At 44.4% G+C, this 22,236-nt stretch carries 21 protein-coding genes and 1 other RNA gene; 12 read left to right on the top strand and 10 right to left on the bottom strand.

Going from position 1 to position 22,236, the window contains the following annotated elements:
- Window positions 1-19 precede the first annotated feature (19 nt).
- Together B0682_RS05015 and nrdB are read right to left on the bottom strand one after the other, a co-directional pair.
- The gene (locus B0682_RS05015) at window positions 20-274 is read right to left on the bottom strand and encodes a 2Fe-2S iron-sulfur cluster-binding protein (RefSeq protein WP_078306935.1); all 255 of its coding nucleotides are present in this window, start codon (window positions 272-274) and stop codon (window positions 20-22) included.
- 26 nt (window positions 275-300) lie between these two features.
- Window positions 301-1,434 (bottom strand): class Ia ribonucleoside-diphosphate reductase subunit beta, encoded by a 1,134-nt coding sequence (nrdB, locus tag B0682_RS05010; RefSeq protein ID WP_078307096.1) that lies wholly within the window; start codon window positions 1,432-1,434, stop codon window positions 301-303.
- A 317-nt stretch (window positions 1,435-1,751) separates the two neighbouring features.
- Here nrdB and B0682_RS05005 point away from each other — a divergent pair, with 317 nt between their 5' ends.
- From B0682_RS05005 to B0682_RS04990, 4 genes are all read left to right on the top strand, one after another.
- Window positions 1,752-3,239 (top strand): sodium-dependent transporter, encoded by a 1,488-nt coding sequence (locus tag B0682_RS05005; RefSeq protein WP_240494851.1) that lies wholly within the window; start codon window positions 1,752-1,754, stop codon window positions 3,237-3,239.
- A 95-nt stretch (window positions 3,240-3,334) separates the two neighbouring features.
- Entirely contained in the window at window positions 3,335-3,448 is a 114-nt protein-coding gene (locus tag B0682_RS05000) for a methionine/alanine import family NSS transporter small subunit (RefSeq protein WP_078306933.1), read from the top strand.
- Between the two features lie 176 nt (window positions 3,449-3,624).
- Window positions 3,625-3,984, top strand: coding sequence for a hypothetical protein (locus B0682_RS04995; RefSeq protein WP_143823270.1), 360 nt, complete (start codon window positions 3,625-3,627; stop codon window positions 3,982-3,984).
- Window positions 3,985-4,023: 39 nt separating this feature from the next.
- A complete protein-coding gene (locus B0682_RS04990) occupies window positions 4,024-4,407 on the top strand; it encodes a hypothetical protein (protein WP_078306931.1) in 384 nt (127 codons plus the stop codon).
- Between the two features lies 1 nt (window position 4,408).
- On the opposite strand, the gene B0682_RS04985 is transcribed toward B0682_RS04990, so the two are convergent.
- The 3 genes from B0682_RS04985 to ffs all read right to left on the bottom strand — a co-directional run bounded on the left by B0682_RS04985 (window position 4,409) and on the right by ffs (window position 5,197).
- Window positions 4,409-4,699 (bottom strand): type II toxin-antitoxin system YafQ family toxin, encoded by a 291-nt coding sequence (locus tag B0682_RS04985; RefSeq protein ID WP_420845502.1) that lies wholly within the window; start codon window positions 4,697-4,699, stop codon window positions 4,409-4,411.
- Window positions 4,641-4,928 (bottom strand): type II toxin-antitoxin system RelB/DinJ family antitoxin, encoded by a 288-nt coding sequence (locus B0682_RS04980; RefSeq protein WP_078306929.1) that lies wholly within the window; start codon window positions 4,926-4,928, stop codon window positions 4,641-4,643. Before B0682_RS04980 ends, B0682_RS04985 begins: the two co-directional genes overlap by 59 nt.
- Before the next feature lie 172 nt (window positions 4,929-5,100).
- An RNA gene (ffs, locus tag B0682_RS04975) (signal recognition particle sRNA small type) lies at window positions 5,101-5,197 on the bottom strand.
- Window positions 5,198-5,328: 131 nt separating this feature from the next.
- Between ffs and B0682_RS04970 the strand changes: the two genes are divergently transcribed.
- The gene (locus tag B0682_RS04970; protein ID WP_078306928.1) at window positions 5,329-6,075 is read left to right on the top strand and encodes an SIMPL domain-containing protein; all 747 of its coding nucleotides are present in this window, start codon (window positions 5,329-5,331) and stop codon (window positions 6,073-6,075) included.
- Here the strand turns inward: B0682_RS04970 and B0682_RS04965 are convergent.
- Both B0682_RS04965 and glnA read right to left on the bottom strand, forming a co-directional pair.
- The gene (locus B0682_RS04965; protein ID WP_078306927.1) at window positions 6,072-6,779 is read right to left on the bottom strand and encodes a DUF4124 domain-containing protein; all 708 of its coding nucleotides are present in this window, start codon (window positions 6,777-6,779) and stop codon (window positions 6,072-6,074) included. The two genes, B0682_RS04970 and B0682_RS04965, sit on opposite strands and share 4 nt — an antisense overlap.
- A 148-nt stretch (window positions 6,780-6,927) precedes the next feature.
- Window positions 6,928-8,337 carry a type I glutamate--ammonia ligase gene (gene glnA / locus B0682_RS04960; RefSeq protein WP_078306926.1) on the bottom strand — a complete coding sequence of 470 codons (1,410 nt, stop codon included), beginning with the start codon at window positions 8,335-8,337 and terminating at the stop codon, window positions 6,928-6,930.
- Window positions 8,338-8,720: 383 nt separating this feature from the next.
- Here glnA and B0682_RS04955 point away from each other — a divergent pair, with 383 nt between their 5' ends.
- From B0682_RS04955 to B0682_RS04940, 4 genes are all read left to right on the top strand, one after another.
- Window positions 8,721-9,356, top strand: a complete 636-nt coding sequence (locus B0682_RS04955) for an anthranilate synthase component II (RefSeq protein ID WP_078306925.1) — start codon at window positions 8,721-8,723, stop codon at window positions 9,354-9,356.
- A 95-nt stretch (window positions 9,357-9,451) separates the two neighbouring features.
- A complete protein-coding gene (gene trpD / locus B0682_RS04950; RefSeq protein WP_078306924.1) occupies window positions 9,452-10,561 on the top strand; it encodes an anthranilate phosphoribosyltransferase in 1,110 nt (369 codons plus the stop codon).
- Between the two features lie 100 nt (window positions 10,562-10,661).
- Window positions 10,662-11,522 (top strand): indole-3-glycerol phosphate synthase TrpC, encoded by an 861-nt coding sequence (gene trpC, locus B0682_RS04945; protein ID WP_078306923.1) that lies wholly within the window; start codon window positions 10,662-10,664, stop codon window positions 11,520-11,522.
- A 65-nt stretch (window positions 11,523-11,587) separates the two neighbouring features.
- A complete protein-coding gene (locus tag B0682_RS04940) occupies window positions 11,588-12,313 on the top strand; it encodes a Smr/MutS family protein (RefSeq protein ID WP_078306922.1) in 726 nt (241 codons plus the stop codon).
- A gap of 155 nt (window positions 12,314-12,468) precedes the next feature.
- On the opposite strand, the gene tkt is transcribed toward B0682_RS04940, so the two are convergent.
- From tkt to miaB, 3 genes are all read right to left on the bottom strand, one after another.
- Complete coding sequence (tkt, locus tag B0682_RS04935; protein WP_078306921.1) at window positions 12,469-14,469, bottom strand: transketolase; 2,001 nt, start codon at window positions 14,467-14,469, stop codon at window positions 12,469-12,471.
- Between the two features lie 162 nt (window positions 14,470-14,631).
- Complete coding sequence (gene serS, locus B0682_RS04930; protein WP_078306920.1) at window positions 14,632-15,915, bottom strand: serine--tRNA ligase; 1,284 nt, start codon at window positions 15,913-15,915, stop codon at window positions 14,632-14,634.
- 97 nt (window positions 15,916-16,012) lie between these two features.
- Window positions 16,013-17,473 (bottom strand): tRNA (N6-isopentenyl adenosine(37)-C2)-methylthiotransferase MiaB, encoded by a 1,461-nt coding sequence (gene miaB, locus B0682_RS04925; protein ID WP_078306919.1) that lies wholly within the window; start codon window positions 17,471-17,473, stop codon window positions 16,013-16,015.
- Between the two features lie 608 nt (window positions 17,474-18,081).
- On the opposite strand from miaB, the gene B0682_RS04915 reads away from it, so the two are divergent.
- The 3 genes from B0682_RS04915 (at window position 18,082) to B0682_RS04905 (ending at window position 22,190) form a co-directional block, all read left to right on the top strand.
- Complete coding sequence (locus tag B0682_RS04915; RefSeq protein WP_158077866.1) at window positions 18,082-20,340, top strand: lytic transglycosylase domain-containing protein; 2,259 nt, start codon at window positions 18,082-18,084, stop codon at window positions 20,338-20,340.
- A gap of 123 nt (window positions 20,341-20,463) precedes the next feature.
- On the top strand, window positions 20,464-20,934 hold the full coding sequence (locus B0682_RS04910; RefSeq protein WP_078306917.1) for a YbaN family protein: 471 nt from the start codon (window positions 20,464-20,466) through the stop codon (window positions 20,932-20,934).
- 263 nt (window positions 20,935-21,197) lie between these two features.
- Window positions 21,198-22,190: a malate dehydrogenase gene (locus B0682_RS04905; protein WP_078307092.1), complete on the top strand. Its 993-nt coding sequence runs from the start codon at window positions 21,198-21,200 to the stop codon at window positions 22,188-22,190.
- The last annotated feature ends 46 nt before the right edge of the window (window positions 22,191-22,236 follow it).

Genomic DNA, 22,236 nt, shown 5'->3' with positions numbered 1-22,236 from the left:
CCTTTCACTTAACCCAAAATCAACCCAAATCCAAGTATACAACCCCCTGCACCTGACACACACATGGCAACAGCTCATCATCTTTAAGATGTGCCATCGGTGGGGTAGGGTAGCTGATGGGCAGGCTATGACCAATCACCCGACTGCGACAACTGCCACAGTAGCCTTGTTTGCATTGATAACTGACATCATGCCCTGTTCTGATGAGACCATCGAGCAGGCTTTCGCCCTCGTGCAGATAAAAACGTTGTCGTTTGGTCACCACCCAAGTCATCAGCCACCGCCCAAGCCCATTTTAAATCACAACTCAAAACCATCAAAATCATGCTCAGACAAATCCGCATCAATCTGCCCCACCAAATAAGAGCTGATTTCCGTCTCTTGTGGGGCAACTTGCACATTATCCGATGACAGCCATGTGTTGATCCAAGGAATGGGGTTGGACTTGGCATCGGCAAATAAGCTTGGCAAGCCCACCGCCTGCATGCGTAAATTGGTGATGTACTCCACATATTGGCTTAAGATGTCTTGATTTAGCCCAATCATCGAGCCATCTTTAAACAAATAGCCCGCCCACTGCTTTTCTTGCTCAGCCGCCTTACGAAATATCTCCACGCATTCATCATGGCAATCTTTGGCAATTTGTGCCATTTGTGGGTCATCTTTGCCCATCTGCATGATGGCAAGCATGTGCTGCGTGCCTGTCAGATGCAACGCCTCATCACGGGCAATCAATTTGATGATTTTGGCATTGCCCTCCATCAGCTTGCGTTCAGCAAAGGCGAACGAACACGCAAACGACACATAAAAGCGAATGGCCTCCAACACATTAATCGCCATCAGGCACAGATACAGCCGTTTTTTCAGCGAATATAAGCTCACCGTCAGCGACTGCCCATCAACCTGATACACCCCCTCGCCATACAAAAGATACAACTGAGCATCACGATACAACGCATCATAATAATCAGCGATGTCTGACGCACGCTCCAAGATGGGTTGATTGTCCAAGATGGCATCAAACACCACGCTGGGGTCATTGACAATGTTGCGAATGATGTGGGTATAACTGCGAGAATGAATCGTCTCACTAAACGACCAAGTCTCAATCCACGTCTCAAGCTCAGGGATAGACACCAACGGCAATAGCACCACATTGGGCGAACGCCCTTGAATGGAGTCCAGCAATGTCTGATATTTCAGATTAGACAAAAAAATGTGCTGTTCATGACTGGACAAATGAGCAAAGTCAATGCGATCACGAGACACGTCCACCTCTTCAGGTCGCCAAAAAAATGACAGCTGTTTTTCAATCAACTGCTCAAAGATGGGGTGCTTTTGTTGGTCATAACGAGCCACATTCACCGATTGGCCAAAGAACATCGGCTCGGTCAATGGGTTGTTTTTATTTTGGTTAAAAATGGAGTAGGTCATATGGGCCACCAGATAAAACAATAAAAAAATAATAAAAAACACAATTAGCGAGATATTAACTGACATATTAACATAAATTGCCGAAACAGATTATTTGGTCTATTTGTATGTTTTTTTTTGTTGTCTTACTGGTGAGAGCTTGACAACGATACAAGATTAACCGACACTACTACTTATATAAAAAAGTAGGGAAAATTATTAAATTGATAACTTTTGGTTATTTCATTCATAATCGATGCCATTTATGATGAATACTGCCTATCATAATGAATACTATCCATGGATAATCGTTAATTAAATGCTTAAAGGAGATGAGGGTGGCACAACAACATCAACAACGTGAAAACTGGTCTGGACGTTCGGCGTTCATCATCGCCGCCATCGGTTCAGCGGTTGGATTGGGTAACATTTGGCGTTTCCCTTATGTGGCGTATGACAATGGTGGTGGGGTGTTTATGGTGCCTTATGTCATTGCTCTGTTTACCGCTGCCATTCCTTTGCTGTTTTTAGACTACATCGTCGGTCATAAATATCGAAGTGCTGCTCCCATCGCTTATCAACGCATGATTGGGTCTGCTCAATATGTCGGTTGGTGGCAGACCTTGGTTTGTTTGGTGATTGCCATTTATTATGCGGCGGTCATCGTTTGGGCAGGCAGTTATATGCTGTTTTCATTTGGGCAAAAATGGGGTGATGATACCACCCAGTTTTTTGTCAGTGATTTTATTCATCACACAGGTGATTTAACCCATACCTTTGTGCCATCGATGTTTTTTGGCTTACTGCTGGTGTGGGCGGTGTCATTGGTCATCATGTATGGTGGCATTCGTAAGGGCTTAGAGATTGCCAACAAAATCTGCATTCCCTTGTTGATGGTGTTGTTTGGCATCATGGTATTTAAGGCGATTAATCTACCAGGGGCAAACATCGGTTTAGAGGCGTTTTTTTACCCTGATTGGGGCAAAATGGCAAACCCTAACGTTTGGCTGGCCGCTTATGGGCATGTGTTTTTTTCCTTGTCTGTGGGTTTTGGCATCATGGTTACCTATTCCTCTTATCTGAAAAAGAACACCAATTTGACAGGCTCAGGGTTGGTGGTAGCGTTTGCCAATTCAGGTTTTGAGTTGCTTGCTGGCATTGGTATTTTTGCTGCCATTGGTTACATGGCACAAGCAACAGGGCAAAACGTGGCAGAAGTCGCCACAGGCGGGGTGGGGTTGGCGTTTTTTGTCTTCCCAAAAATCATCTCAACCATGGGCAACAGTGGCGATTTTATCGGATTTTTGTTTTTCGGATCGCTGGTTGTGGCAGGCATCAGCTCACTGGTCAGTATTTTAGAAGTGCCAGTGTCAGCATTTCGTGATAAATTTGCTTGGTCTCGCAACAAATCAGTCACTGTCGTGGCAGGATTATCGGCTCTGGTGTCTATTTTGGCATTCTCGACGGGCAGTTCGTTGATTTTGGTGGATGTGATTGACCAGTTTTCCAATAACATTGGCATCGTCATGGGTGGTTTGATGTCGATTGTGTGGGTGTTTTGGTTTAACCGTCATAAAATTCCTGAGCTGCTTAACCACATTAATGCCATCTCAAGCATCAAATTGGGCAAGTTTTGGGTGTTTATGCTCACGGTGGTAACACCGATTGCCTTGTTGCTTACCTTGACATTAAAGCTGTTTGACTTGATTAAGACCCCATACGAGGGCTATTCAAGTCTTGTATTGATGCTGTTTGGTTGGGGCGTGGTGCTGTTTTTTGCCATCGGTGCGTTTGTCTTAAGTCGCATCAAAGGCAAGCATCACTAACCATGATGATGCCCCTTGCCCCATTAGCCTAACTTTGTGGCCAAATCAAATAGATACCGATATTGATTGATACTGATACCAAAGGGAGAAAACTTATGTCCACCACTGCCATCATCTTTATGCTGATTGCCATGATACTGATATGGGGAGGCTTGATACTTGCCACCTTGCATTTGATAAAAAATCCTGACCTACCGATGGAAGAATGATGACACCCTGGCATGACTGAATAATGGCATGACCGCATCAGCTCATCAAAAAAACCACGTCATGGTCTTGGCGTGGTTTTTTATTCGCAAGGCATAAAAAAAGCGAGCGAGCCAAAACTACCAAGCAAATCGTACAGAGCGAATTGACGACACCAGAATAACCCTTACAGCAGAAATTGAGAGAAAGCGAGCGTTTAATATCAAACTCTATCAGCGACCACCAAACGAACCTACAAGCGAAATTGAACACCGCCTTAGCATTCAAAAATTGGCTGATGATAACCATTGGTGGACTGTTGGCGATAATCTTAGTCATGGGATTGGCCGCCCTATGGACATACAAGAGTTTAAAAGACATGAGAGCCGAACAAGCTCAAATACAGGCAACCATAGACCAAATGCCCCTGCCACCAAAAGTATTGAACCAATTCAACATACAGCAAGACGAGAAATTTTACTACATAGCGACCAAAAACAAGAAAGCGGAAGTATTTGCCAACAAAAACGGTGGGTACACAATCAAAATACGCAAATAAACGCCATGAGAGAGCCTACAATCCCTGTCAAAAGTAAAAATGGTAGGGCAGAGTACCATCTCATCTGCACCAAAAACACGCTTAAAACGCATTGTAGAGCCTTTAAACGCCATTCAACAAAAAAGACAGGATTTTTTCACCAATGCACAACAGCTTTTTGAACGATTACAACACCTTGCTAACCGAACTAGAACAGCAGTTAAACGACTTACAGGCGACCACAGCAACGCAGGGCGAGCAGATACGGCAATTAACGGCAGTCAATCAGTCTTTGAGAATGCAGAACGAGCAATTACAGGGGCTAATAGACAAATTAACGACACAGAACGCCAAATTAAACAACGAGAACAACAGGCTAATGAGCTTGTTGCAGAACAGCAAAAAGCCCTAGCAAGTAGCAAGGGCTTTGGGTTTGGGCGGTAGGTTAGCCAAAAATTTCTGAATGGGAATTTAGGCGAGCTAAGTATAATATTTCGCCATCACTTCGGTAAATCAACACCAAATCATTAGCCACATGGCAATCACGCCAACCTTGCCAATTGCCAGTCAGTGCATGGTCTTTATATTTGGCTGGCAGTGTCTCACTGCGACTAAGACAGGCCAAAACTTCAATCAAGTTTGTTGTTAGCTTGATTTTACGGATACGGTCAAAGTCTTTACTGGTTTTGATTTGTAGCATCGCCATGCTCCGCCAAAAGTTCATCAAGATTGGCATATGGCGTACCACCGCCATTGTCTAGCTCATACATTGCCGAAATGGTTTTAGCATTTGGCTCATAGTCAGCTTGATGGCTTAGGCTTAGGGGAAACTTGCGAGTGGCGACAAGCTCCAAAAACAGCATTTTGACCGCTTGGCTTGGCGAAATGCCGTAACCGTCCAAAATCGCCTTTGCTTGGTGCTTTAAGTCATCATCAATACGGATATTTAGATTTGAAGTTGTCATAATTTAGGCTCACATTGCACATAAATTTAATTGCATTGTAAAGCTATTTTGGGGCAAAATCAAGCAATAAACTAACCTAGACACCCATCACTTTTTTGAAAAATAGGCGGTACATAATATTTTTGTGGGCGGTTTGTCGGTCAAAAGCAACCGCAAGGCATAAAAAAAGCGACTCTATCAGCACATCCTCGGCACACATTGTGTCTACTACCGTTGCTACCTTCCGGTCCTGGCGGGGTTCATAGGACAATGTTGCGAGGCTACCAATAGAGCCACCAAACACGTATTATACATAATTTTGACAAAATTGCAATGGTGATGTGTCAATTAATCACTTAAAATTGACACATCATGTCATGATGATTTTACACTTTGACCGATTTTATATTATAGGTATGTTATGAAAACACCCAAAAAAATCACCCTAGTAAATATCAAACGTGCCAGTAGCATGGCATTGACAATATTAACAACATTGGCAGTTTTCTCAGGCATCGCCACCGCTGTTCACGCCCAACCAACAGGTTATGACCAGCTCAGTTTTAGCACCCAAGTCAGTGATGAGATTGCCAATGATGAAGTGCAAGCCAGCCTATACAAAAAAGCCCAAGCCAAAACTGCCAAAGACCTTGCCACTCAGCTGAACACTGCCATCAACCAAGCCATGCTCACCGCCAAACGCTACCCAAGCATTACCGTCAGCACAGGGCAACAAAATACCTATCCAAGATATGATGACAATCATAAAATCATTGGCTGGACTGGGGAGGCTTATGTACAAATCAAAAGTAGCGACATGAATGCGGTCAGTCAGCTGATTGCTCAGTTACAAGACAATTTACTGATGGGTGATATTCATTTTACGGTGTCAAAACAGCGTCAAAATCAGATAGAAATTCAGCTTAAAGAACGGGCATCAAAAGCATTTCAAGAGCAAGCCAGCCGCTTAGCACACACTTGGGGGGCAAATGGCCATCGCCTGATTAGCGTCACTCTCACCAGCAACACACACCAACCGCCAATACCGATTGGATCTATGTATTCACTGGCAGATGCACAATTGACCGCTGTTCCTACTCAAGAGTTTGAATCAGGTAACAGCGTCATCAGTGTGATTGCTGATGGTAAGATTGAACTGGTTCGTTAGGGCGTTTTTGCCACGTCAGCAAATGGATTGTCTTGTCTTAGGTTAAAATACAGTTTTTGATACCAAGGCAGGCGGTCATAAACTGCCTTTTTGCGTTGTAAGGCACGCTTATTTTGTACTGCCAAGTTGTTTTGAATGACATAAATGGTCTGATTCACTTGGCTTAGCGTGCTTGTGGGGTGGCCATCGCCATGACTGATGATTTGAGCAGTCAGCGTGTGTTCACCGGGGTTAAGCTCAAGGGTGGGTATGCTGGCAGTCAGTCCTTGGGTAATGGGCTGTCCGTCAAGCAATATTTGTACTGTGTCAGTGGCATCTAGGCTGGGAGTAACGCTCAGCTGAACATCGATGTTTTGTGCTGGACGGCGATAGGGGGTTGGCTCACTTGGGCTGATAAAGGTGAGCTGATAACGTTTGGGCGTTTGGCTGTTTTGATGATTGGCGGTGGCACTGGTGTGATGGCTTGAAGCAGGGGCAGGCGTGTAGGTGGATGTGGTGGCAGAAGTAGGGCTGATGCTGATGCTGGTGATGTCGCTGGCGGTGTCTTGGTACTGGTTAGGGCGGTCAGTAAAGATGACCTTGCCATTGTTGTCGGTCACTTTATAAATTGGGGTCGCTGTTGCGGTTAGGCTTGCCATGCTGGTTAAGGCAAAAAACAAGGTGGTAGAAAACGTGCTAACGGTATTAACGGTATTGGGTTGCATAAAATCACCATAAAATAGACAGATGTTGTTGACATGGTCATTATATTATCAATAGTCAGTCAATTTAAAAACCCAGCTGATTGATATTAACTGGGTTTTTAAAACGTGTTCTAATCAATCAGTTTGCCAATGGCTGATTGGTAACTGATTAGCAGCTATAGTACATGTCCATTTCTACAGGGTGTACGGTCACATTGAGCCGTTGTGCTTCTTCTTGTTTTAAAGCAATGTAAGCTTCTAGCATCTCTTTGCTAAACACATCTCCTTTTAACAAAAAGTCCATGTCATCTTTTAATGCTTGCAAGGCAACTTCTAAGTTCTCTGCCACGGTTGGGATTTGGGCTTCTTCTTCTGGTGGCAAATCATACAAGTTTTTGTCTGCTGCGTCTCCTGGGTGCAGTTTGTTTTGAATTCCGTCTAAACCTGCCATCAGCAAGGCAGCAAAGGCAAGATAAGGGTTGGCAGCTGGGTCAGGGAATCGGGCTTCCACACGAATGGCTTTTGGGCTAGAGACATGTGGAATGCGAATGGATGCCGAGCGGTTGCGAGCTGAATATGCAAGCTTAATGGGTGCTTCGTAATGTGGCACAAGGCGTTTATAGCTGTTGGTTGCAGGGTTGGTGATGGCGTTTAATGCGCGGGCGTGTTTGATGATGCCACCGATGAAGTATAGGGCGGTTTCTGATAGACCTGCGTATTCATCGCCAGCAAAGGTGTTCTGTCCGTCTTTGCTGATGGAGATGTGAACGTGCATTCCTGAACCGTTATCACCAACCAAGGGTTTGGGCATAAAGGTGGCGGTTTTGCCAAACTGATGGGCAACGTTATGCACCACATATTTAAGTTGTTGTACTTCGTCCGCCTTACGCACCATGGTATTAAATGACACGCCAATCTCAGACTGGCACGAGGCAACTTCGTGATGATGCACTTCAACACGTCCTTTGCCCATGATTTCTTCGATACGCTCACACATCACTGATCGCATGTCTTGACTGCTGTCGATGGGTGGCACAGGCAAATAGCCACCTTTGACATGAGGGCGATGTCCTGTATTGCCCCATTGGTATTCAGTGTCGGTTGACCAAGCGGCTTCTTCAGCCGTGATGGTGTGCCTTGCCCCTGACATGTCGATGGACCATTTGACATCATCAAAGACAAAAAACTCTGGTTCAGGGCCAAAAAATGCCGTGTCACCAATGCCTGTTGATTTTAGGTACTCTTCGGCACGGCGAGCGATGGAGCGAGGATCACGGTCATAACCTTGTAATGTAGAGGGTTCAATGATGTCACAAGTTACCACCACCGTGGGTGAATCAAAAAATGGGTCAATAAACGCCGTCTTAGGGTCAGGACGCAAAATCATGTCCGACGCTTCGATGCCTTTCCAGCCAGCAATGGATGACCCATCAAACATTTTACCATCTTCTAGCACATCTTCATCAATGCTGTCAGCAGGATAGCTGATGTGATGCTCTTTGCCACGAGTGTCAGTAAAGCGAAAATCCACCCATTTGGCATTGGCTTTTTGGATAAGGTCGAATAACTTGTTGGACATGGAAGTCTCCTATTAAGTTGGTGAGATAAGATGGTGTGTTGGTTTGTGACAATTGTTTGCTTGTGGCATATTGATGGTGGCATATTGGGCATTTGATTGTTGATTGTGGCACAGTTGAGACCGACTATGCAACCATATAACATAAGCAACCATATGATGATGCCACCATACATCATCGGTGAGATAAAAGTGATGGTAAAAGCAGGGTGCTGGTTTATTGATACATTCGGTTTGTGTTATAGTTATCGTTAAGTTATCTTAAGTGTCTTTTGCTCCAGATTGCTTTTTAGATATTGATGTTTAGGTGTGATGGTTACTTTTGGTTGGATTGATGATGACGATGATACAGTTAGATGACAAAGTTAAAAGTTAAAAGGTAAACCATGCTACTATTCATTGATAACTTTGACAGTTTCACTTATAACCTTGTGCAGTATTTTGAGCAGTTGGGGCAGACGGTGTTGGTTAAGCAAAACGATGCAGTAAGTATTGAACAAATCCAAGCAATAATTCCAGATGCGATTGTCATTGGTCCTGGTCCTGGCACGCCAGATAGTTCAGGAATTAGCTTAACAGTGATTGAACGGTTGGCAGGCGTGTATCCAATATTAGGCGTGTGTTTGGGACATCAAGTAATTGCTCAAGTTTTTGGTGCTAAGATAGTGCCAGCAGAGCAAATCATGCACGGACGTATCAGTGCGGTTCATCATGATGGTAAAGGTTTGTTTGTAGGGCTTATTGAGCCATTTCTTGCCACTCGCTATCATTCTTTGTTGGTGGATAAGGATAGTTTGCCCCAATGTTTACAGGTGAGTGCTTGGACGCAAGATGGTCTAGATGGTAAAGCTAATATAAAAGAAATTATGGGTATTTGCCACCATCGTTTACCTTTGTATGGGGTACAGTTTCACCCCGAATCGATATTAAGTCAAGCAGGATTGCTCCTTTTGAATAATTTTTTGCGTCTGCATGGGTTAAGTGATATTGATAGTCAAACATTACCAACCACCACTCTTTAGTTTGTAACTTAATTTCTACCAGTTTTTATTTATCATTTTATCATTATTTTTATCATGATATAGCAACAAAACGTCAGCTACAAAAAGGATTACCCATGCAAAACAGCCAATACGCCCTAACCTTAGCACAAATCAATGCCCTAACTGAAGAACAAATCGATAAAAAACTACGCTTAGCATTAGACAACGCCATCGATCGCATTGACTTAACCTATGAGCAAATGCGAGAGGTGATGTTGCTTATCATGACAGGCAAATGCAATGACGCACGCATGGGAGCGATGCTCACTGCTTTACGCATGAAAAGCGAATCCATCGATGAAATTACCGCTGCCGCTGCTGTCATGCGTGAGCTTGCTGAACGCATCGAGCCTACCAATCCAGAACGTTTGGTGGACATTGTGGGGACAGGTGGCGATGGGGCAAACTTATTTAATGTCTCAACCGCATCAGCATTGGTTGCCGCCACCGCTGGGGTAAAAGTTGCCAAACATGGCAACCGAAGTGTGTCTGGCAAATCAGGCAGTTCTGATGTGTTGGCACAAGCAGGGGTTAAGCTGGACTTAAGCCATGATGAAACCTTGGCTTGTCTTGAACAACAAAATTTAGGATTTTTATTTGCACCCAACCATCACCCAGCCATGCGTCATGCCATGTCTGTCCGTCGTGCTTTGGGCATGCGTACTTTATTTAACATCTTAGGGCCACTGACCAACCCTGCTGGGGCTGTCAATGCTGTGATTGGTGTGTTTACCCCCAAGTTGTGTTTGCCCTTGGCGAAAGTCTTGCAAGAATTGGGTGATAAGCATGTGATGGTGGTTGGTTCTAACGATGGGCTTGATGAGATTAGCCTTGCTGCAGGCACTCAAGTGGCAGAACTCAAAGATGGTCATATTGAAGTGTATGAGCTGATGCCAGAAGATGTGGGTATTGACTCACAGACCCTAATTGGGTTAGAAGTTGCCACATCAGAGCAAAGCTTGGCATTGATACGAGTGGCGTTATCTGGTGAAGAAACCCACAGTAAAACGGTGCTAAAAGCTCGAGACATGATAGCCCTAAATGCAGGGGCAGCGATATACGTTGGTGGACTTGCCAGTAATTTGCCCAATGGGGTGAACATCGCCCAAAGTGTGATACAAAGTGGTGATGCGTTGCATAAAATGCACAATTTTACCAAGTTTACCCAATCATTTGGCAAATAATGCCAATGATATCATCATTAACAAATAATTAACAAATAATTAACAAATTTTTAATAAAATATTAACAAATCATAACCAATAACATAACAGCCAAACCGCCATGACCAATATCCCATCAGTCTTACAACGCATCATTGCCAGCAAATGGCAAGAGATTGACATTGCTAAAACTCAGCAATCTTTATCAGAGATAAAAGAGCAAGCGTTGGCTCAACACGCCAGTGGTGATTATCTCAGCCGTGGTTTTGCCCAAGCATTACGCCATGCTTGGCAGTTGAATCAAGTGGGCATCATCGCTGAAATCAAGCAAGCCTCACCGTCCAAAGGCATCATCAGCCCAAACTTTGACCCCATTGCCATCGCAAAAGGTTATCAACAAGCAGGGGCAAGTTGCTTATCGGTATTGACCGATGTGCGGTATTTTAAAGGGCATGATGACCATCTGATTGTGGCAAAAAATACGTGTGATTTGCCTGTGTTGCGTAAGGATTTTATGGTCGATGCGTATCACATTTATCAGTCTTATTTGCTTGGGGCGGATTGTGTGTTGCTGATTGTGGCGTGTTTGGACGATGATGCCTTGCATCAGTTACATGGTTTGGCCATAGATTTTGGCATGGACGTGTTGATTGAAGTGCATACCGCCAGTGAACTTGAACGAGCATTACAATTGCCCTTCACCAAGCACAATATTTATGGCATTAATAATCGTGATTTAAACACTTTTAACGTGGATTTGGCACACAGCATTCGGCTAAAAGACCAACTATTAGACCGCTTGGCACAACACGGCGATAAGGCACTTGTGGTCAGTGAAAGTGGCTTACAAACCGCACAAGATTTACGCTTAATGCAGGCCAATGGCATTCATCATTTTTTAATCGGTGAGCAGTTTATGAAAACTGAGCAACCAGCAAACGCATTGAGTGAGATGTTGGCACAATTATCAAGCTTGGCTTAAGCTTGGTTTGATTGATTTAATTTAAATGACATGAATTTAACATGACAGACAAATGGTGATTATCGATGTCAAACTCTTTATTTTCTAAACAAATGCAAGACCAGTTAAAAGAGCTAAAAAGTCAGCTCACTCGTGGACGTGATGCCACCTCAACCGATGTTGAAAACCGAAAACCCACTGAACCTGTGAGCTTGCCATCACATAAGCAAATCAAAAAAGCAGTCAAACAATTAAACAGCCAACATGTTGATGATGATAAGGTGCTGTTTATGCAAGCCATGGCAGGCGTACAACCTTTAGAAGATAAAAATATCCGCTCACCTGTTCATGCCCCAAAAATCAACAAACCCGATGCCACCACCTTATCCAAACGTGCCGCCGCTCAAGGCACTGATGATGTGGACTTAGGTTTGGGGTTGTCCGACATGCAAGCGTTACTAAACCCTGTTTCTGCTGATGCCTATCTGAGCCACAAAGTACCGACCCTACCGAACAACGTGTTTAATCAGCTCAAACAAGGCAAATTACGTTGGTATGATGCGGTGGACATTCACGGTTGTAACATCGAACAAGCTCGTGAAGCCATGATGACTTTGTTAACACAAGCCCAAAAAAATGGGGAAACAGTGGTAAAAATTGTCCATGGCAAAGGCAGTGATGCGATATTAAAAACGTGCGTCAATGGTTGGTTAAGGCAACTGCCTCAGGTATTGGCATTCGTGTCTGCCCCTGCTAAAGATGGTGGCAATGGGGCGGTGCTGGTGTTGTTAAAAAAAATGGCGTTTAAATAAAACGTCATCAGACCTTTAAGCCAAGGCAGAATAAGATAAGGCAGTTAAGCTAAAACGATGATTAAGCCAGAACGGTGATTAAATGGTTGCCAAACAAAAAGACATGCTCATATGAGCATGTCTTTTTTGTCTATGACAGAATCAACATGAAACAGTTAATCAATCAAGGCTTTTACTGCTTCTATCACCGCATTGCTGGTGATGCCAAACTCTTTAAATAAGTCTTTGGCAGGCGCAGACTCACCAAAGGTGGTCATGCCAATGATGTTGCCATTTAAGCCAACAAATTTATGCCAATAATCCACATGGGCAGCTTCGACTGCCACCCGAGCGGTAACATTACTGGGAAGCACAGCTTCACGATAATCTGCCTCTTGTTGGCTAAACACTTCGCAACACGGCATTGACACCACCCGCACCCCACGACCGTCGGCAGATAATTGTTGATGGGCTTGCATGGCAAGCTGTACTTCTGAGCCTGTGGCGATGATGATGGCTTCCAGTTTGCTTTGCTCTTTTGCCAACACATAGCCACCTTTGGCAATGTCTGCCACTTGGTTGTTGTTACGCTGTTGATGTGGTAAGTTTTGTCGGCTAAAAATCAATGCTGATGGGGTGTTGGCTGACTTAATGGCATGCACCCAGGCCACCGCTGTCTCAACGCTGTCGCAAGGTCGCCAAGTGTGTAGATTTGGCGTGGCTCTTAAGCTTGCTAACTGCTCAACAGGTTGATGCGTTGGGCCGTCTTCTCCCAGACCGATAGAGTCATGGGTATAGACATGAATGACCCGTTGTTTCATCAGTGCTGACATACGCACGGCGTTACGTGCGTATTCCATAAACATCAAAAAGGTTGCCACGTAAGGGATAAAACCACCATATAAGGCAATGCCATTGGCGATGGCGGTCATACCGAATTCACGCACGCCATAATAGATGTAGTTGCCATCAGCATCGGTTTGGATACCTTTTGCCCCTTCAAATAAAGTCAAATTTGATCCTGCCAAATCTGCTGAGCCACCAATCAGCTCAGGCAACAGTTTTTGCAAGGCATTTAAGGCATTTTGGCTGGCTTTACGACTGGCGATGTTGGCATCTGTGGTTTGACAAGCTTGGATAAAGGCGTAAGACTGTTGTTCAAACTCTTCTGGCAATCTGCCTTGTAAGCGTCTGAGTAATTCATTGGCAAGCTGTGGGTGAGCTTTTTGATAAGCATCAAAGTTGGCTTGCCAGTTTTTTTGTAACACATCACCTTTGGCTTTACCATTCCATGCGTCATAAATGGCATCATCTAGGTCAAATGGGGCATGTTTCCATGATAAAGTTTCACGAGTCAGGGCGATTTCATCATCACCCAAAGGCGCTCCGTGGCTGGACTCTTTACCTTGTTTGTTAGGGCTACCTGCCCCAATGATGGTTTTACAAATAATCAAACTGGGCTTATCGGTCTCATCGATGGCGGCTTGGGTAGCAACCGTGATGGCATCGGCATCATGTCCATCGATGCTTTGCACATGCCAATGATAGCTTTCAAAACGGGCTTTGGTATCATCACCAAACCAGCCTTCCACGTCGCCATCAATGGAAATGCCATTGTCATCATAAAAGAAAATCAACTTACCCAGCCCAAGCGTGCCTGCCAACGAGCAGACTTCATGGCTGATGCCTTCCATCAAGCAACCATCACCCAAAAACGCATAAGTATGATGATTAATGATGGCATGTCCATCACGGTTAAATTGAGCTGCCAAGGTGCGTTCGGCAATGGCAAAACCCACCGCATTGGCAATGCCTTGCCCCAAAGGTCCTGTGGTGGTCTCAACCCCTGGTGTGTAGCCGTATTCTGGGTGTCCGGGCGTTTTTGAATGTAACTGGCGAAAGTTTTTAATGTCATCAATGCTGACATCATAGCCTGATAAATGTAATAACGCATACTGAAGCATTGAACCATGACCATTTGACAACACAAAACGATCTCGGTTAATCCAGTTGGGGTCAGCAGGGTTGTGTTTTAAAAATTTACGCCACAGCACTTCGGCAATGTCTGCCATGCCCATTGGAGCTCCGGGGTGACCTGAATTGGCTTTTTGTACCGCATCAAAAGACAGCACACGAATGGCATTGGCAAGGACTCTTTCGTTAATTGGGGTAGGCATGATGATAATTCCTAAACAATGGTTTATAAATACTGGTTTTTAGATAAGATGCCCAGTTGTCATGAATAAAAAACGGTATGATGAATAACAAACAGCAAAAATAACCTTAACATTCACTCAACTTTAGGGACACGCCCTAATCATTGTTGTTAATTGTTGTCGTTAATCATTGTCTTTTTTAATGATTTTTTGCACACCACCCATGTACGGTTGTAAGGGTTTGGGAATGTTGATTGAACCATCAGCATTTTGGTGGTTTTCCATCAATGCCAAAAGCGTGCGACCAACTGCCAATCCTGAGCCGTTCAGTGTGTGCAAAAGCTCGGTTTTTTTGCCATCTTTGACACGGGCAGACATGCGCCGAGCTTGAAAGTCACCACAGTTAGAGCAACTGGAAATTTCTCGGTAGGTGTTTTGGCTGGGTAGCCACACCTCAATGTCATAAGTCTTGCTGGCACTAAATCCCATGTCGCCTGTACACAACTGCATCACTCGATAAGGCAAATCAAGCTGTTGCAAAATATATTCAGCCTGTGCGGTCATGTCCTCTAATGCTTGCTCAGATGCCTCTGCTCGCACCACATTGACCATTTCTACTTTTTCAAACTGATGTTGACGGATAAGACCACGAGTATCACGACCTGCTGACCCTGCTTCACTGCGAAAACACGGCGTGTGAGCGGTGAGTTTGATGGGTAATTCTTCTGGTTTGACAATCCGTTCACGCACACTGTTGGTCAGTGGCACTTCTGATGTGGGAATCAGATAGTATTCTTTATCGCTTGTCAGTTTAAATAAATCCTCTGCAAACTTTGGTAACTGCCCTGTCCCTTGTAAGCTGTCTGCATTAATGATATAAGGCACATACATTTCAGTATAGCCATATTTTTGCGTGTGGGTATCTAACATAAACTGCGTTAACGCCCGATTGAGGCGTGCTAATACCCCTGTCAACACACTAAAACGACTGCCTGTTAATTTGGCTGCCATCTCAAAATCCAACAACCCCATGTGTTCGCCTAAGTCGGTGTGGTCTTTAACCGCAAACTCAAACTGGCGTGGATTGCCCCAACGGCGAACTTCCACATTATCGGTTTCATCACTGCCCACAGGCACACCATCGGCAGGTAGATTGGGAATCTGTAAAGAGGCAGTGGTGATTTTGTCTTGCAAGGCACGAAGATTGTCTTCAGCTTGTTTAATGTCGCCACTTATCGCCTGCATCGCCTGCATCACATCACTGGCATCTTTACCTTGGCGTTTTAGCTCTCCAATTTGTTTTGCCCCTGCGTTGCGTTTGGCCTGTAGCTCTTCGGTGGTGATTTGTAGTTGTTTGCGTTGTTCTTCGATGTTCTCCCAAAATGACACGTCCAGCTCATAGCCACGAGTGGCAAGTTTGGTTTTTATGTCAGTTAAATCACCACGCAGTAGTTTTGGGTCAAGCATGTTAGTACCTTGTATTATCAGTTTGATTGATGTTTATATTCTAAAAATATGGTCATTAAAAACAACCATCATTAAATCTGTTTAATAAAAAACTTGGTTAACCCAACACGTCCAGTAACTCACCTTTAACCATATGTGGGCTGATGTATTCGGTGATTTGCACTTCTACCAGCTTGCCCATCAGCGATGCTTGTTGTGCGTCAGTTGCTAAAAATACCACCGAACGTGTGTTGTCTGCTGTGCCAAGCAAATGGTTATGATGGCGGTCAGCGGGCTCTTCTACCAGCACCCTTTGGCGTGTGCCAACCATGTTTTTGGTTTTGTTGAGTGTCGATTGCACAATCAGCTTTTGAAACTCAGCAAGGCGGTTTTTTTTGACTTGTAAAGGAATGTCATCTGGCAAGTCAGAAGCAGGCGTGCCAGGGCGTTTGGAGTAGATAAAACTGTACGAATGGTCAAAGTCTAAGTCTTTGGCCAGTTGCAGCGTTTGTTGATAATCATCATCGCTTTCACCAGGAAAGCCGATGATAAAATCACCAGATAAGTGTATGTCAGGACGCACTGCTCGTAATTTATTGATTTGGTTAATGTACACGTCGATGGTGTGGTTACGTTTCATCGCTGCTAAAACTGAATTTGAGCCACTTTGTACTGGCAGATGCAGATGTGATGCCAACTGTGGCAGTTTGCCATAAGCGTCGATGATGTCATCAGTGAATTCAAGTGGGTGGCTGGTGGTGTAGCGGATACGTTCGATGCCATCAATGTGTGCCACATAGTGCAAAAGCTCAGCAAATCGACAAATGCTACCATCATCTTTTTCGCCACGATAGCCGTTGACGTTTTGCCCAAGTAAAGTAACTTCTCGCACGCCTTGCTCAGCCAAGCTGTCAATCTCTGCCAACACGTCATCAAGTGGGCGAGACAACTCTTCACCACGAGTATAAGGCACGACACAAAACGAACAATATTTTGAGCAACCTTCCATGATAGAGACAAACGCCTTGAAGCCCTCGACTTTTGGCTCAGGCAAAAAGTCAAATTTCTCAATACTTGGGAAGGATACGTCTACCGTGCCGATGCGATTTTTTGGTTGGGTGTGTTGTTGCTTGGTGCTACTGTCATATAATTCTGGTAAGCGATGTAGGGTTTGTGGACCAAACACCATGTCCACATAAGGGGCTCGTTTTTGGATATTATCGCCTTCTTGTGATGCCACACAACCACCCACACCAATCACCAGCTTGGGATTTTTTTCTTTTAATTTACGCCAGCGACCCAGTTCGCTAAAGACCTTTTCTTGGGCTTTTTCTCGGATTGAACAGGTGTTCATAATCAGCACATCAGCATCGTTGATGTCATCGGTTAGAGTCATGCCATGCGAATCACCCAATACCGCCGCCATTTTTTCTGAATCATAGACATTCATCTGACAGCCTTGCGTGGCGATATAGACCTTTTTGTGTTGCTCAGATTTATCTTGTTTGGTTGTCTGTTCGATGCTATTGGCTAGGTTATGGTTTTGGGTGGAGCGGGGGTTAAATATCGTGGCAGTCATGGTGGCGGTTTCCAATACAGGCAAACAATGGATATGGATACAGTGGATATAAAAATAGTGGGTATAAAAACAGTCGATGTCAAAATAACAGATGCAAAGATTTTAACCATTTATTATAGCACATTATGTTGATGGCACATGATGTAAACGTGATGCTTGGCATCACTTGTCATTATGCCCTGTCTTTAAATGAAATGGTCTATGATGGTTATGATGTTATTTCGCTTTTATCTGTTGTCCATGTTATTTGTTATCCACGTTCGAAATTCATTGTTGGGTTTATTCGCTTAAGACATTTGCGTCAATCAATTGACAAATACTTGCTCAATACCTGCCCATTGGTATGTTTTATGTATCAACTTATGTCGATTTACCATTTGATGATTTTTTTGTTATCATCTTCATTTCTATTATTCTTGTTATTATCGTTCTGTTATTATCTTTATCTTATATGAGCATTCTTTCTTTATCAGACTTGCATTCTTTTATCAGACTTAATCACGGTATTGGTGACAGTAGGCGTTCTATTTTTTTATTTTGCCAGACCATAACATCATCTTGCTTGTGAGTTAGCCATGTTCTCTTTTTTTATCTTAAAGCTTACGAATATGTCCTATTTGCCGTTAACCAAAGGTCAAGTTACCTTAAGTGCCATGGTTGCCTTAGCAATGCTACAAACTGCCTGTAGTACCACAACCATAAACCCCAATGCCATAAACCCTGCCATAAACCCCAATGCCATGAACTCAAGTATGGGCGAGACCAACACAACACACACGCCAGCTGTGCTTGGTATGCCTAATATCCCTCAAAACGCCAACTTCAATGTCAACTCAAAACAATCTGCCACAACCCAACTTGTCATGCCCCAACCACCAAGCGATGACTATGCACCCAACAGACGCAATGGCAACATCGCCAATCATCATTCTCAAGGGTCAAATGCCATTGAAGAAACTGTGCCAACCGTCAGTGGTATTGAGCATTATCAATCTGCCAAACGTGCTGCCAACAATGGCGACCAAAACAGTTTGTATCGGTATGAGCAGATGATGGCAGGCAGTTTGTTTGCCATGTATCCAACCTACTGGCGGCTCAATAATGAGCTAAGCTCACTGTCGCCCAACAGCGTCATTGCTTTTGTCAAACAATATCCCAATACCGCATTGAGCGAAAAATTAGTCGCTGACTATGCTGAAGCCCAAGCCACCCAAGGCAATTACCAAGCGGTTAAACAAGTCTCACCCCACATCAAAAATGCCGATACCAGCGAACGCTGTGCCATGGCTTTGGGTGAGCTTTATGGCGGTGGTCAAACACAAGTCATGATAGAAAAACAAAAAGTATGGCTAAATACCAAAAAGCAACCCGCCCTTTGTGCTCAGTTGGCAACTGAGCTAAATGCTTACCAAGGCATCAGCCAAGATGAACGCCAACAGCGACTGTATCGCATGTTACGTATGGGTAACAACGGCGATATCATTGCTTTAAGTCGTCTTTTGGGAATGCCCATCAGTCATGAAGAATTAACTCGTATCAATCAAAATCCCAATGCCTTTTTTACCCAAATGGCCGCCCAACCGCCCAGCAGTAAAAACCGCCATCTGTATCTGTACGCCATTGGCCGCTTGACCGCAAAATCTTATCGTGAAGCCCATACCCAACTGGCTTATGATGTGCGTCAAGATGCTCACCGTCGTAACAAACTGCTCGATGATGCCACACGACAAATGGCATACCGCACCATTGCAGTCAAACGCATGAACATGAATACCGATGACGGCTTTAGTCATGAAGCGGTGGATTGGTTTCGTCAAAGCATGGGGCAACCTTTTAACTTTGAAGAAGCAGAAGACTATGCCCAAGCAAGCATTCGCTACAGTGAATGGCAAGATGTGATTAATGCCATCAGCCATATGGACAAAGGCATACAAGGTGATGATATTTGGCAATATTGGTTGGCAAGAGCCTATGAACATGGCAACCACCAACAACAAGGCATTGCCAGACAGATTTATGAACGATTGGCAAATCACACGGACTATTATGGACTGCTTGCCAAAGACAAACTGGGCAGACGACTGAACATCAACCAAATGGGGGGTGGTCGCTTACCACAAGTCAGCCATCAAGACCGCATGCGTGTCAAACAAAACGCCAACTTTGCTCGTGCCTTTGCGTTATATCATCATAATGGCGACCCTTCGGACACGAAACGAGAATGGAACTGGGCAGTTAAGCAAGCACGTGACCGTCGAGATAATGGACTGCTCATGGCAGCTGCCTTACAAGCCCATGAACTTGGCTGGCATGACCGCGCCATCTATGCACTTGATTCAAGCGAAACGGTTACCAACCTTGCCATCACCCACCCAACACCCTACCGTAACAGCGTATTACGTCATAGCCGTCATGTTGGCATCGACCCTGCATGGTCATACGGCATCATGCGTCAAGAAAGCCGTTTCAATGAATCAGCTCGCTCTCATGTGGGGGCAGGAGGCTTGATGCAAATCATGCCAAACACCGCCAAACACATCGCTCACAAGCTGGGTGAATCCCCACAAAACACCGCCAACCCCAATACCAATATCCGCTATGGCACTTGGTATCTTAGCAATAATTTACAAAAAGTGGGCCATCAACCTGCTGTTGCCACCGCAGGCTATAACGCAGGCTCAAGCAAAGCCATACGTTGGCTACCTAACCATGGCAACCTAAGTGCTGACCAATACATTGAAACCATTCCTTATTATGAAACCAAAGACTATGTGAAAAAGGTCATGGAAAATGCCACCTTTTATGGATACTTACTTGGTCAACCCAAACCGATAAGTGAGCGTATGGGCGTGGTCAGACCAAAATAGCAAAATAAAAAACAGCACCACTGACCGCTTAACAGCCAACAAGACATGCAAAACACAAGCAAAACCCATACGTCAATGCTAACGATAACAGTCTTTACTGGTAGTGAGTTTATGGACAAGTTTATGGACAAGTCTCCGATGTCTGATGACCTATTGGATACTCAAGCCACCCAAAACCAAGCTGCCCCAAAAAACGTACCATCAGCAACATCGAACACGGTTTGGCAACAAGTGGTGCGTGGGGGTTTTTTGTGCTTAGGGTTTTTATTTTTGGGCATTGGTATTGTGGGCATTATATTGCCTGTACTGCCAACTACTCCCTTTGTGTTACTGGCAACGGCTTGTTTTGCTAAAAGTTCCCAAAAATTTCATCTGTGGCTTGTCAATCATAAGACATTTGGTTCTTTCATCAGAAATTGGCATGAACGCCGAGCCATTCCTCGTTATGCCAAATATTTGGCATGGGGTATGATGGCGATGTCCTGTGCCATGTTATTTTATCGATTGTCTCACGAGATGATTTGGCTTGCCTATGCCATCAGTGCGATTTGTTTGCTCACAATCATTTGGATGGCACGCCTACCAGATGCCTAATGCCCATAACATTTAACACAAACACGAAATACACCAACACCCAGAACAAAAATACCCAGTACAACCATACAAATCAATATCGCACTTTTAACACAATATCGCACTTTTAACATTGCACTTTTAACTTGCCGTGGTTGGTCAATGCCACTTATCAAATGGGTGAAAAAGTGTTATCTTATGACGTGGTTAAAATTTCCATTTCAGTTGCTTTTTAAGCATTATTTTTTTATAAGTTAAAGGAATTACTGATGACACAAACCAATATGACACAAACAAAACAACCTGTTCGAGTTGCGGTGACTGGTGCTGCTGGTAACATCAGCTATGCCATGTTGTTTCGCATCGCATCTGGTGAGATGCTTGGTAAAGACCAGCCTGTGATTTTACAACTGCTTGAGATTACCCCAGCCCTTGATGCCCTAAAAGGCGTGGTGATGGAGCTGGAAGATTGTGCGTTTCCTTTGCTTGCTGGTGTGGTGCAGACTGACGATGCGAACGTGGCGTTTAAAGATGCTGACTATGCGTTATTGGTTGGTGCAAGACCCCGTGGGCCGGGCATGGAGCGTAAGGATTTGCTAGAAGCCAATGCTGCCATCTTCTCAGCCCAAGGTAAAGCATTAAATGACGTTGCCAGCCGTGATGTTAAAGTCTTGGTGGTCGGTAATCCTGCCAACACCAACGCCCTAATCGCTCAGCGTAACGCTAAAGATTTAAACCCACGCAATTTCACTGCCATGACTCGTCTAGACCACAACCGAGGCATGGCACAGCTGGCGGAACAGACCAACAGTACTGTCAATGACATCAAAAAAATGATTATTTGGGGCAATCATTCATCGACACAATATCCAGATTTGACCTTTACCACCGTGAATGGCAAGCCAGCTTTAGAGCAAGTTGAGCGTGATTGGTATGAAAACACTTATATTCCCAACGTGCAGCAACGTGGGGCAGCCATCATTAAAGCTCGTGGTGCGTCTTCTGCCGCATCAGCTGCCAACGCTGCCATCGCTCACATGCGTAGCTGGGCATTGGGTACTGATGATAATGATTGGGTGTCTATGGGCGTGTACTCACAAGGGCAATATGGCATCACTGAAGGCTTGATTTATTCATTCCCATGTACTTGCAAAAACGGCGATTGGCAAATTGTTGAAGGCTTAGATGTGTCGTCTGATTTTTCGCAACAAAAAATGAAAGCCACCGAAACTGAGCTGATAGAAGAGCGTGATGCGGTCAGCCATCTGTTACCATAAGTTGGTGTTGGCATCAGCGTTATTGGTTAATATGTCTTTATTATTG

The organism is Lwoffella lincolnii (genome assembly GCF_002014765.1).
Lineage (GTDB): Bacteria > Pseudomonadota > Gammaproteobacteria > Pseudomonadales > Moraxellaceae > Psychrobacter > Psychrobacter lincolnii.
This window is presented reverse-complemented; position numbering and strand designations above follow the sequence as displayed.